Annotated in this window: 10 protein-coding genes; 1 reads left to right on the top strand and 9 read right to left on the bottom strand. The window is 71.8% G+C overall.

All coding sequences use genetic code 11. The features are described 5' to 3' along the window. Positions 1 to 2 precede the first annotated feature (2 nt). The 5 genes from H9L09_RS11800 to H9L09_RS11780 form a co-directional block, all read right to left on the bottom strand. Positions 3 to 2,087, bottom strand: a complete 2,085-nt coding sequence (locus H9L09_RS11800; protein ID WP_187577150.1) for a glycosyl hydrolase — start codon at positions 2,085 to 2,087, stop codon at positions 3 to 5. Further along, the gene (locus tag H9L09_RS11795) at positions 2,084 to 2,809 is read right to left on the bottom strand and encodes an efflux RND transporter periplasmic adaptor subunit (protein WP_187577149.1); all 726 of its coding nucleotides are present in this window, start codon (positions 2,807 to 2,809) and stop codon (positions 2,084 to 2,086) included. The genes H9L09_RS11800 and H9L09_RS11795 overlap by 4 nt, the downstream gene beginning before the upstream one ends. Beyond that, complete coding sequence (locus H9L09_RS11790) at positions 2,806 to 4,425, bottom strand: glycosyltransferase (RefSeq protein WP_223164011.1); 1,620 nt, start codon at positions 4,423 to 4,425, stop codon at positions 2,806 to 2,808. The genes H9L09_RS11795 and H9L09_RS11790 overlap by 4 nt, the downstream gene beginning before the upstream one ends. 424 nt (positions 4,426 to 4,849) lie before the next feature. Then, complete coding sequence (locus H9L09_RS11785) at positions 4,850 to 5,419, bottom strand: cysteine dioxygenase family protein (protein ID WP_187577147.1); 570 nt, start codon at positions 5,417 to 5,419, stop codon at positions 4,850 to 4,852. A gap of 1 nt (position 5,420) precedes the next feature. Further along, on the bottom strand, positions 5,421 to 6,719 hold the full coding sequence (locus tag H9L09_RS11780; RefSeq protein WP_187577146.1) for an FAD/NAD(P)-binding protein: 1,299 nt from the start codon (positions 6,717 to 6,719) through the stop codon (positions 5,421 to 5,423). A gap of 223 nt (positions 6,720 to 6,942) precedes the next feature. Here H9L09_RS11780 and H9L09_RS11775 point away from each other — a divergent pair, with 223 nt between their 5' ends. Further along, the gene (locus H9L09_RS11775) at positions 6,943 to 8,133 is read left to right on the top strand and encodes a L,D-transpeptidase family protein (RefSeq protein ID WP_187577145.1); all 1,191 of its coding nucleotides are present in this window, start codon (positions 6,943 to 6,945) and stop codon (positions 8,131 to 8,133) included. Here the strand turns inward: H9L09_RS11775 and H9L09_RS11770 are convergent. The 4 genes from H9L09_RS11770 to H9L09_RS11755 are packed head-to-tail and all read right to left on the bottom strand — an operon-like array spanning position 8,121 to position 11,794. Continuing rightward, positions 8,121 to 9,131: a sulfate/molybdate ABC transporter ATP-binding protein gene (locus H9L09_RS11770; RefSeq protein ID WP_187577144.1), complete on the bottom strand. Its 1,011-nt coding sequence runs from the start codon at positions 9,129 to 9,131 to the stop codon at positions 8,121 to 8,123. The two genes, H9L09_RS11775 and H9L09_RS11770, sit on opposite strands and share 13 nt — an antisense overlap. Next, a complete protein-coding gene (locus H9L09_RS11765) occupies positions 9,128 to 9,937 on the bottom strand; it encodes a sulfate ABC transporter permease (RefSeq protein WP_187577143.1) in 810 nt (269 codons plus the stop codon). The genes H9L09_RS11770 and H9L09_RS11765 overlap by 4 nt, the downstream gene beginning before the upstream one ends. Next, positions 9,930 to 10,781 (bottom strand): sulfate ABC transporter permease subunit CysT, encoded by an 852-nt coding sequence (gene cysT / locus H9L09_RS11760; RefSeq protein WP_246455978.1) that lies wholly within the window; start codon positions 10,779 to 10,781, stop codon positions 9,930 to 9,932. The genes H9L09_RS11765 and cysT overlap by 8 nt, the downstream gene beginning before the upstream one ends. After that, a complete protein-coding gene (locus H9L09_RS11755; RefSeq protein WP_187577142.1) occupies positions 10,778 to 11,794 on the bottom strand; it encodes a sulfate ABC transporter substrate-binding protein in 1,017 nt (338 codons plus the stop codon). The genes cysT and H9L09_RS11755 overlap by 4 nt, the downstream gene beginning before the upstream one ends. Positions 11,795 to 11,854: the final 60 nt, after the last annotated feature.

Raw genomic sequence — 11,854 nt, 5'->3', positions numbered from 1 at the left:
TGCTAGCCGGCGGCCCGGGCGTGCGCCAGCAGCCACGCGAGCAGGTAGCTGCGCGAGTTGCCGTCGTCGATCGCGGAGTCCGGCAGCTGCCGGCCCACGGCCAGGGCCCGCTTCGGGTCCGCCATCGCGAGGTACATCGTCAGGTAGTCGCCGAAGATCGTGTCGTACCCCTGGGCGGTGGTGTCCGCCAGGTTGGCGCGCACGCGCCGGGGGTCCACGTCGGCCTGGTCGAACACCGGCGGCATCGGCAGCAGCTGGATGCCCAGGATCGCCGAGGGCTCGGCGCTGAACCAGGTCGCCCACTCACGCTTGCCTCCCCAGTTCAGGGAGACGAACGGGTGGTCGAACCCCTGGGGCAGGTGCTCCGGCTGGAGCCAGTACGCCGAGGCTGCGGCGGACTCCAGGCTGAGCTGCCAGGTGGCCTGCCGCGCCAGCTGGTCGTGCCCGTCCGCCCGGGCCCAGAGCGCGAGCCCGTTCCAGGCGTTGACCGCCTCCGAGCTCGACTCCTGGTTGTTGCCGTCGGCGAAGGGCGAGGTGCCCGAGGCCCACGAGTGCCCGGTGAAGGGGTCGAAGCTGCGCAGCGCGGGCAGCTGCTCGCTCGCGACCGGCGAGGCGATGTCCTGGGCCAGCGCCGTGAGCGTGGAGCGCCACCGCTGCAGCAGCTCAGGGTGGTCCTGGCCGACCAGGGCGGCGGCGGCGAGGAAGTATCCGTAGTGGAAGTGGTGGTCGTTGAACTCGTCGGCTCCGAAGGAGGCCTCACGCCCGACCACGCCGCGGAAGGCGGTGTCGTAGAAGAAGCACTTCGTGGAGCCGGCGGCACAGGAGTCGGACTCCTTCAGCCAGTCGTCGAGCACGGCCACTGCGCGCTGGCGCACCTTCGCGGCGGCCTTGCTCGCTCCCGATGCCTCGGCGACCTGCTCGAGCTGCGCGAGCCGGTAGACCTGCTTGCCGCCGAAGTAGGTGTCGGTCGGGGGCGCGGGTGCGGCGAGGGCCTCGGCCACGTCGGCCCGGACCTGGCGGCGGAGCTCGGTCCGGTCGGCGTCGGTGAGCCGGCCGAGGTCCAGGGCACCGGTCGGCGTGATCGCCGGCACGTCGCTGGTCACCGTGCGCCCGCGGTACAGGCGCAGGGGACCGTAGAGGGAGTCGATGGTGGCGACCGGTTCCGCGGAGCCCTGCACACGCTGGTGGGGCATCGCGGCGACGACGGTCGGCCGGCGCTGCGCGGTGCGGTAGGTCAGCCGGGTGCTGGCCGTGTCGTCGTCGAGCGCGTAGCCGATCGCGGTCCCGGTGATCGGCACGGCGCCCGCGGCCAGGGTCGCCGCCGTGGCCTCGTCGGCTCCGGCGAAGATGACCAGGCTCTCGCCGGCGGCCAGGTCGAGGGAGCCCTGCGGCTCGGTCAGGGCCCGGTGGCTGCCGTCGGCGTGGCTGACCGCGACGCCGTACGTCGTCCCGGCGACCGTGCTGCCCAGCCACTGCCCGCCGTCGCGGGCGGTGAGCCCTGCGGGCAGGGTGACCGCCTGGTCGCGCTCGGCCGTGTAGGCGGCGTAGGGCCAGCCCTCGGCGAGCTGGAGCTTGCCCGCCGGCGTGCCGGCGGAGGTGTAGCCCGCGGTGACCGACACCGGGTCGGCTCGGGTGGCCTCGAACGCGTCGGTGGGCAGGCCCACCCGGAAGTCGGGGGCGAACGGGGCGGTGATCGTCCGCTCGGTCGCGCTCACCTTGGGCAGTCCGACGATGACGCCGTCGGGCTGCGCCTGCACCGCGAGCGGCAGCGCGAACACGGGCTGCGGAACGTCGCCGAAGAACATCCCGGAGTACCACCGGTTCGTCGGCGGGGCCAGGCCGTCCGCGACGCGCATGGTGCCGGGCTCGCCGGCGCCGTGCGGCAGCTCGGCGGCCTGGGGCCGCCAGTCCTCCGGAGCCTCCCGTGCGACCGGGGTCCATCCGCCGGAGGTGCGCGACGACGCGAAGGTGCCGGTGGCCGCGCGGCCTCCGGTGTCGGAGCCGGTGTCGACCAGCACGGTCGCGCCGACGACCGCGCCGACCACGGCCAGCGCGATCACCGCGATGACTGCCCTGCGGCTCCTCATGTCTCACCGCCGGGGGTGAGCAGGCCGGAGGCAGCCGCCTTGACCGACTCGACCAGGCCGTCCTCTCGCAGCCGCACCTCGGCACCGACCGGCGTGCCCGTGACGAAGAGCCCGCGGTTGTCGAGCTCCGGGGTCCGGGCGCGCACCCGGGTCTGGGCCTGCTGGCCGTCGGTCTGCACCTGGACCCGGGTGATCCGGGCCTCCACCTCACGCTGGTTGGGCAGCGTGACGGTCAAGGTCTCGGCGTCCCGCATCAGGGCGTACTCCTTGGGAGTCAGCCGGAAGTCGGCCTGCACGTAGCTGGTGCCCGCCTCCTCGATGCGCGCGAGCGTCGTGTTGGCCGTGACGAAGGCGCCCTCGATCGGCGCGACCGAGGCGACCTTGCCGGCCGAGGTGGCGCGGACCACCAGCTTGCTCTGGTCGCGGAGGTCGTAGGGCGAGGTGGACGGCCGGATCGCCCTGTCCGAGAGGTCGCGAGCCAGCTGGTTGCTCTGCACCACGAACAGCTCCTCGCCGGCCTTCACGTGGTCGCCGACGTCGACGTTCCGCTTGACGACGACACCCGAGTAGGGCGTCCCGACGGTGTAGGACTCACTCTCCACCGTCGCGCTGACCTCGTGGACGGTGCTGATGCGGGTGTTCAGGTTCGCGGCGAGCACGGCCACCGCGCCGACGACGAGCAGGCCTCCGAGCAGGTACTTGAGGCGGGTGAAGAAGTTCATCGTGATCCTCCGACGAGGTGGGTGGACGTGGTGGACGTGGGGGCCGGCGAGGCCGGGGCGGCCGCGGCGAGGCGCCGCTTGCCGCGGCGTACGCGGCGCGCCTGGGCGCGGATCTCCCGCGCCTCGCGCCAGGCGACGGACAAGAAGATGCCCAGGACGACGGTGTTCAGGGCGTTCCAGACCAGCGCCAGGCTGAAGGAACCGGTGACCTGGCCCTTCCAGAGGCCGACCACCGTGGTCAGCAGCAGGAACAGGAAGACGAGGGCCTGCGGGAACGTGTAGTTGAACGGCGACGACGAGGCGCCGACGCGCCCGGTCACGTGCCACTTCCGCTCGCGCTTGGTCAGGGCGTTCCAGAGCGCATGGATGTAGATCGGGAACGACGCCGAGGAGAGCATCAGCGTCTCCCAGCGGAACGAGCCCATCGTGTAGAGCGCGACCACGATCTGCATGAAGTAGAAGCCCGCGTAGTAGAGCAGCCAGGTGCTCGTGGGCACGCCCAGGTCGACCGGCGTGAGGTTGAAGTAGATCTGGAGCGGCGGGACCAGGAGCAGCAGCGCCGGCGCGATGCCGTTGAGGTAGAACGTGGCGGTCGTCAGGTACTGGATCCGCTGGTCGGTCGTCAGGTTGCGCTTGCGGCTCAACGGGTTGTGCCGGAACAGGATTTCGAACGCTCCGGTGGCCCAGCGCAGCTGCTGCTTGCTGTAGGCCTCGACGGTCTCCGGGGTGTCCCCCACCGCCAGGACGGCGCCGGTGTAGACCGAGCGCCAGCCGCGCTCGTGCAGGAGCACCGAGGTCCAGATGTCCTCGGACTTCGACTCCTGGTAGATGCCGCCGATGTCGGCGATCGCGTTGCGCCGGAAGACCACGTTGGTGCCCACGCAGAAGGCGGCGTTGAAGCGGTTCTTCCCCGACTGGATCAGGGAGTAGAACACCGACTGCATGTAGCCCGACCCGCGGGAGAGCACCGTGTGCAGGTTCCCGTAGGTCTGGGGCGTCTGGACGAACGCGACCTTGTCCGTGGCGAAGTAGGGCATCGTCTCGTGCAGGAACTCCTGCTTGGGAGCGAAGTCGGCGTCGAAGACCGCGAAGAACTCGCCGTCGGTCATGGCGAGGGCCTGGTTGATGTTCCCGGCCTTGGCGCCGGCGTTGTGCTCGCGCCGGACGTACTCCGCACCGAGCTCGAGAGCCAGCTCCCGGACCTCGTCGGACTTGCCGTCGTCGAGGACGAGGGTGCGGTGCTCACCGCGGATCGCGAGGGCCGCCGCGACGGTCCGGCGGATGACCGCGAGGTCCTCGCCGTAGGTCGTGATGAAGATGTCGACCGAGGTCTCCTGCTCGTGCAGGGACATCGGCCAGCGGTGCGGGGCGGTCTCGAGCCCGGCGGTCAGGATGCGGCCCGGGTCGAAGAGGTTGCGCTTCGCCTCGTGGTAGGCGAAGTCGCGGGCGTCGTACCCGCTGGAGAGGATCGTCCACAGGGCGAGCAACGCCTGGGCGATCAGCCAGGTCTCGGCCGTGATGACCAGGAGGAAGGGAAGCAGGTCGCCGTGGTGCGAGGGCCGGAGCAGGAAGCTCGCGTAGGCGAGCACTCCCAGCGTGGCGATCAGCACGAGCATCATCAGCGAGGGTGAGCTCGACCTGGTGGCGTCGAGGGTGTGGTCACTGCTGCGGCCTTCGGTTCCCGGGGAGGGACGCAGAAGCCGTTCGAAGTCGGTGGTGGTGATGCTGTTCTCCCAATCGAGGGCAGGCGGCTGCCTGGGACAGCCGGGAATCCGGCGCGTGACGCGCCGATGGTCAAGGTCTCGGGGTCCGGTGCGAGTGACCGGACGGCACCAGTCCCCGATCGTCGTCGACCGTGCTGGGACTCCCGGAGCCGCCGCTTCATGACGGGCGGGGAAGGTGCGAATGGTGATCAGCGCGAGAACGATGATCTCCCCCGGGCGCCATGGCCCTGCCGCGCGCTGTTCATTGAACCTAACAGTGTCCGCGGGGCCGACCCAACTCCTGGGGACGCGACGTTCGACACGTGAATGAGGGGGTTTAGCCCGTGGTGCGCCGGCGTCGCTTCTCCGCGGGAGCCTCGTCGTAGCAGCGACGGATGCTGCTGCCGAGCTCGCCGATGTCGGCCCCGTAGACGTGCAACGAGACGGCGGTCACGCGTCCCGTGTTCGCGACGTGGTGGATGTCACCGGGTGGCGCGATGGCGCTGACGGAGCCGCGGGCGTTCACCGTGGAGCCGCTGCGCACCAGCTGCCGGCGACCGCGGGGGCCCGCGAGCCGGTACAGCGTCTCGGTCTCCTGTCCCTCGTAGACGCCGACCGTGCACCACGACAGGTGGTCGTGCACGGGGGTCGCCTGACCGGGCAGCCAGACGAGCGCCACGACGGAGAACGCGCCGCCCGGCTCGACGTGCAGGACGTGCTGGGTGTAGCCGTCGGGGGATCCGCGCAGCGCCTCGGGCGGCACCAGCTCCGGCAGCAGCAGCGCCGGCTTGAGGTAGCGGGCCACGTCGGTGGCGGTGCGGGCCGGGTCGAGCCCGCGGTCGACCACGACACGGATCCGGGCGATGAGGTCGGTGAGCGGCGTCCGCAGCGCGGTCGTGGCGGTCATCTCAGCCCGCCAGCGATCCCGCGCCGGCGACGGTCCGGCCGAGCCGTCGTACGACGCCCCCGGCCTGCCGGCGCAGGTCCGGCACGGCGGCCACCTCCCACTCCACGCCACGCCGGGCCGCCCCGACGACGTGCACCGACCGAGCCGGGCGCCCAGCCGGGTCGAGCAGCCGGCCGGCCCGGTCGACGTCGAGGCCCAGCCCGTGCGGCCCCGGCCTCGCCAGGCCCCGGGCCAGCAGCGCGTCGACCAGCGGACTCCACCCAGGGGAGCAGGCGGGGGCCGGCCCGGTGCAGTTGACGACCAGCTCCACCTCGGAGGGCTGCGCCAGCGACGGGGTGCCGACCCGCAGCCGGCCCTCGAGCCGGAGGCTCTCGATCCGGGAGGCGACGCCCGGCGCCATCCGGTGCCGGGCGGTCTCCCACCGGCGCGCCGCGTGGGCGAGGAAGCGCCCTCGGTCCCCCGGGCTCCAGGCGGACCACTGGTCGTTGGCCGACAGCTTGAGCGACTCGACGAGCTCGCGCCACCCCTCCGGGTGGCGGACCCGCTCCCGACGCACTCGCTCGAGCAGATCCGTGAGCGACGGCACCACGGGGAACGGCCCGACCGGGGCCGGCGGCTGGTCCAGGTGCAGCAGGGGGAGCAGCCCGTGCCGGGACACCGCGACCAGCTCGACGTCTCGGTGTGCCGAGGCCAGCCGCAGCGCGACGTCGACCGCCGTGAGCCCGGTGCCCACCAGCAGCACCCGGTCCCCGTCCCGGACCCGCTCGGGCAGGTCCGGTGCCCACGGGTCCGCCGCGTAGGTGGTGGCCCGCTGCCGGTAGCTGGCGACGTCGCGCGGCGGCGGGTTGCCCAGGGCGAGCACCACGTCGTCGGCGGTCAGCTGGGCGCCCGAGGCGAGCGTGGCGACGTACGCCGACGATAGGTCGGCCAGCCCGACCACCGTGCCTCGCAGCCGGGTCACCCGGGCGTCGTCGCCGGGCCCCGGAGCCGGCACGAGCTCGCGAAGGTAACGACCGTAGGTATCCCGCCGGAGGAAGGAGTGCGGTCCGGCGGGGATGCCGTGCGCGTGGCACCAGCGCAGCAGGTGCCCGGGGTCGTCCTCGACCGCACTCATCCGCGCCGCATAGTTGTTGAGCAGCAGCGTGGGGTCGCCGGGCCGGTAGGCCAGCCCCGGTCCGGTCGTGGCCGCGCGCTCGACGATGCGCACGTCGAGCGGCTCCGTCGCCTCCCGCACCAGCGCGGCCGCGACGATCGCCCCGGCCGCGCCTCCCCCGACCACCAGCACCCGACGTCGTCTCATCCTGACTCCCTCGTCGTTAACTCAACTGTATCACTAGACTAACAACAGTATTTGAGGTCGTCGATGACACGCCCCCGCCGGAGCGTCGCGGTTGCCGCGGGAGCAGTCCCGGGCCGAGTACGGTCGGGGGACCCGGACGCCTGCAACCATCGGGGGCCCCATCGCGTCTATTGGTGCAGAGGACGCGACAACCCGCGCCGCACCACGACCACGGGAGCACGACATGGACACCACCCCCCGCCAGCCGCGCGACGCCGCGACCCCACGACGCCGCGGTCGCCGGATCGCCACGACGGCGGCCACCGTCTCCGTGCTGCTGCTCGCGGCCAGCGGAGCGGCGTACGGCGTCCTCGGGCTCAGCGACGCCACCGACACCGCCCTGCGCGACCGCACCGCCGCCCAGCCGCGCGCCACCGAGCAGGTGCCCTCACCCTCGACGAGCGAGCCGTCCGGCCCGGCAGCGACACCGTCGGCGACACCGGACCCGTCCCGCGCCCCCCAGCCGTCGGTCGCGCCCGAGCCGGAGCCCATCCCGGTGCTGGCTCCGGGCGCGGGCGGCCTGCAGGTCCGCGAGCTGCAGTCCCGGCTCGCCCAGCTGGCCTGGTTCGGTCCGACAACCACCGGGGACTACGGCCCCGACACCCGGACGGCGGTCGCCGGCTTCCAGGAGAAGCGCGGCCTGGAGTCCACCGGAGTGGTGGATCGGGCGACCTGGCGCCGGTTGCTCGCCATGACCAGCCGGCCGACCGAGGCCCAGCTGTTCAACCGGCCCGGGCCCGCGCTGTTCGCGCCTGGCGCCTCCGGCCCGCAGGTGCGGGAGATCCAGGCCCGGCTGCGCCAGATCGCCTGGTTCTCCGGTGACGTCACCGACGCCTACGGCCCGCAGACCCGGGACGCCGTCGCCGGCTTCCAGGGCAAGCGCGGCATCCCGCAGACCGGGTCGGTGGACCAGCGCACCCTGGACCTGCTCGAGGGGATGACCAGCGAGCCGACGGCCGACGACCTGGCCAACCGCGAGCCGAAGCCATCCGCCGGTGCGCCGCTGGACCCCCGCTGCCTCAGTGGACCGGTGCTCTGCATCGACAAGACCTCACGGAGCCTGCGCTGGGTGGTCGACGGCGAGGTCCGGGAGAACGTGGAGGTCAGGTTCGGCTCCGCGGAGCTGCCCACCCGCGAGGGGCAGTTCTCGGTCTACCGCAAGTCCCGCGACCACGTGTCCTCGCTGTTCAACACCTCGATGCCGTTCGCGATGTTCTTCTCGGGGGGCCAGGCGGTGCACTACTCGCCGGACTTCGCCGCCCACGGCTACGACGGCGCCTCGCACGGGTGCGTCAACGTCCGCGACTACGACGCCGTGGCGGCGCTCTTCGACGCGGTCCCGCTCGGGACCAAGGTGATCATCTACTGGAGCTGAGCCACCGGCGCCCCGACCGGCCCTTCGGCACGATCGCCGACGGGCACGGTCTGGGCGCCGCGGTGCGGTGCCAGCCAGACGGTCGCCCCTTCCCGGAGGCCGGCACTGCGCGCCTCGGCGCGGGTGAGCACGACCGAAACCTCCTCACGGCTCTCCGTGGTCACCGCGAGGCGGACCTCGAAGCCGACGCGCACCAGCCGGCTGACCACGCCGGGCACCGCGTCGAGGACCGCGTCGTGGTCGAAGACATCGATGTCGTGCGGTCGGATCAGGTGACCGTCCAGGGTGGTCACCTCGCCGAGGAACGACATCACGAACTCGTTGGCCGGCTCGTCGTAGAGCACGTCGGGAGCACCGACCTGCTCGATGCGACCCTCGTTGATGACCACGATCTCGTCGGCGACCTCGAGCGCCTCCTCCTGGTCGTGGGTGACGAAGACGGTTGTCACGTGCACCTCGTCGTGCAGGCGTCGCAGCCAGTCGCGCAGCTCCTTGCGGACCTTGGCGTCGAGAGCGCCGAACGGCTCGTCGAGCAGCAGCACGCTCGGCTCCACGGCCAGGGCCCGGGCCAGCGCCATGCGCTGCCGCTGGCCCCCGGAGAGCTGGGAGGGCAGCCGGTGCGCGAACTGCCTCAGGTGCACGAGGTCGAGCAGCTCCTCCACCTTGGCCTTGACCTCGGCCCTGGGCCGCTTGCGGATCTCGAGTCCGAACGCCACGTTCTTGGCCACGGTCATGTGCTTGAACGCGGCGTAGTGCTGGAACACGAAGCCCACGTTGCGCTTCTGCGGCGGCAGGTGGGTCGCCTCGGTGCCTTCGATGACCACGGTCCCGGCGTCGGCCACCTCGAGGCCGGCGATGATCCGCATCAGCGTCGACTTGCCGCCGCCACTGGGGCCGAGCAGCGCGGTCAGCTGCCCGCTGGGGATGGACAGCGACACGTCATCCAGGGCCACGAAGTCCCCGAACCGCTTGTCGATGCCGGTGATCTCGATACTCATCGGTCCTCCTGGGGACGAAGCAGCGACACCACGACGATGCAGAGCACGGCGGCGGCGGCGAGGATGAAGGCCACCGCGTAGGCGGTTTCCTGCTGGAAGTTCTGGTACTTCTGCTGGACGAGCAGGGTGGCCAGCTGGGTGTCCCCGGAGACGTTGCCGGAGACGACCTTGACGGCACCGAACTCGCCGAGGGACCGGGCGAGGCTCAGCACGACGCCGTACACCACCGCCCACTTGATCCCGGGCAGGGTGACCCGGCGGAAGGTCTGCAGGGCGTTGGCGCCGAGGCTGCGGGCGGCCTGCTCCTGGTCGTCCCCGATCTCCTCCAGCACCGGCACGACCTCCCGGACGACCAGGGGCAGCGCGACGAAGCAGGTGGCCATCACCATCCCGGGCGTGGCGAAGATGACCTGCAGCCCGCGCTCCTCGAGCGCCGGGCCGAACCAGCCGAACCGGCCGTTGTAGACCAGCACCAGCGCGAGCCCGACCACGATCGGGGAGACTGAGAGCGGCAGGTCGATCAGCACCGACAGCGTCCTCTTGCCGACGAAGTCGTAGCGCACCAGCAGCATCGAGATGCCGACCCCGAAGACCAGGTTGATCAGCACCGCGGTTCCGGCGACCACCGCGGTCAGCTGCAGGGCATGGGTGACGTCCGGGTCCGAAAGCGCGGTGCGCATCCCCTCGAGCCCGCCGGCGAAGGCGCGCCGGACGACGAGCGAGCTCGGCCAGGCGACGAGGAGGAACAGGTAGGCCACCACGACGAGGCGCAGCGACCAGCGGACGAGGGAGGAAGGCTCAGGCACGGCGGGACACCCGCCGCTGGGTCATGTCGAGCGCGACGATCGCGAGCAGCGCGACCACCAGCATGATGGTGGCGAGCGCCGCGGCGCCGGCCGCGTTCCCACCCTCGAGGTAGGTCAGGACGCGCACGGAGGTGACCTCGGTGCGGTTGGGGAGGTTGCCGCTGAGCAGCACCAGGGAGCCGTACTCACTGATCCCCCGGGCGAACGACAGCGCCGCGCCGGCGAAGATGGCCGGCACCAGGGCCGGCAGCACGACCCGGCGGAAGGTCGTCGCGGGGGTCGCACCGAGCGAGGCCGCCGCCTCCTCGACGTCGCGCTCGAGCTCCTCCAGGACCGGCTGGACGGTCCGGACGATGAAGGGCAGCGTGACGAAGGCGATGGCGAGGAACACCGAGGCCCGCGTGTTGGCCACGTCCACCCCGAGCGGGCTCTCCGCGCCGTAGAGGGAGAGCAGCACCAGCCCGGCCACGATCGTGGGCAGCGCGAACGGGATGTCGATGACGACGTCGAGCACGCGTCTTCCCCAGAACCGGTCTCGCACCAGCACCCAGGCGATCACGGTGCCCATCACCATGTTGAGCGCTGTGACGACCAGCGAGGTGGCGACCGTCAGCCGCAGGGCGGCCAGGGTCTGCGGGTTGGTGAGCGTCTCCTGGAACGTCGCCCAGCCCCCGCCGGCCGCCTTGACGACGACCGCGGCGAGCGGGATCAGGACCAGCAGGCTGAACCAGGTCATGGCGACACCGAGGCCGAGACCCGAGGCGCGGGTGAGCGCCCGCGGACGGGCCGCCCGGCGCGTGCGTCCGGGGCGGCCCGTGCCGGTGGCGGTGAGCGTCGCTGTCACTGCCCCGCCGCTGCCTGGAGCTTGGTGAGGATGCCGTCGTTCTCGTCGAAGAACTCGGTGTTGGCTTCACCCCAGCCGCCGAAGTCGCCGTCGATGGTCTGCAGGGTGGCCGGCGTCGGGAACGGGTCCGCCGGGTCGTTGGCACCCTCGACCTCGACGTCACCGGTGTCCACGAGTGGGCGGTAGCCGGTGGCGGCGTACGCCTTCTGGCCCTCGGCGCTCTTCTGGTAGTCGAGGAACTCCTGGGCGGCGTCGGAGGCGTCCTCGGTGACCGCGCACGGGTTCTCGATGAGCAGGGTCTGCTCGGGAACCACGTAGTCGAAGTCGGCCCCGCTCTGCCGGGCCAGGATCGCCTCGTTCTCGTAGGAGAGCAGGACGTCGCCGTTGCCGCTCTCGAAGGCGGTCGTGGCGTCGCGGCCGCTGTCGGGCAGCGCCACGGTGTTGTCGAAGAACCTGCCGATGTAGGCCTCCGCCTCCTTCTCGGTGCCGCCGGTGGCCAGCACGTGGCCGTAGGCGGCCAGCAGGTTCCACTTGGCGGAACCGGAGGAGGCCGGGTTCGGTGTGACGATGCCCACGCCGGGCTTCACCAGGTCGGCCCAGGTCTTGATGCCCAGCGGGTTTCCCGGACGGACGACGAGGACGACGACGCTCTGCGTGCAGATGCCCGCGGTGTCGTTGTCCTTCCAGTCCGGGGCCACCAGGCCGGCGTCGACGAGGCGGGTGACGTCGGGCTCGAGGGAGAAGTGGACCTCGTCGGCGTCCTGGCCCGCCTCGACGGCGCGGCTCTGGTCGCCCGAGGCGCCGTACGACGTCGTGAACTTCACGTCCTTGCCGGCTGTCGTGGCCTGGAAGTCCTTGATCACGGAGGTGTTGGCCTGCTCCAGGACGGAGTAGCCGACGACCTTGATCTCGTCGCTCTGGGAGCCGGACTCGGCGCTGGCGCCACCGCAGGCGCTCAGTGTCAGCATCGCCGTGATCGCGGTCCCGGCGAGAGCGAGGTGTGAGGCGCGCATGTCATGTCTCTTTCGTCGTGAGGCCCGAGCCCGTGGTGAGTAATAACAGTAAGTTACTAC

This window comes from Nocardioides mesophilus, assembly GCF_014395785.1.
Taxonomy (GTDB): Bacteria; Actinomycetota; Actinomycetes; order Propionibacteriales; family Nocardioidaceae; genus Nocardioides_B; species Nocardioides_B mesophilus.
Note: the sequence above shows the minus strand (reverse complement) of the source record. Positions and strands in the feature narration are given on the sequence as shown.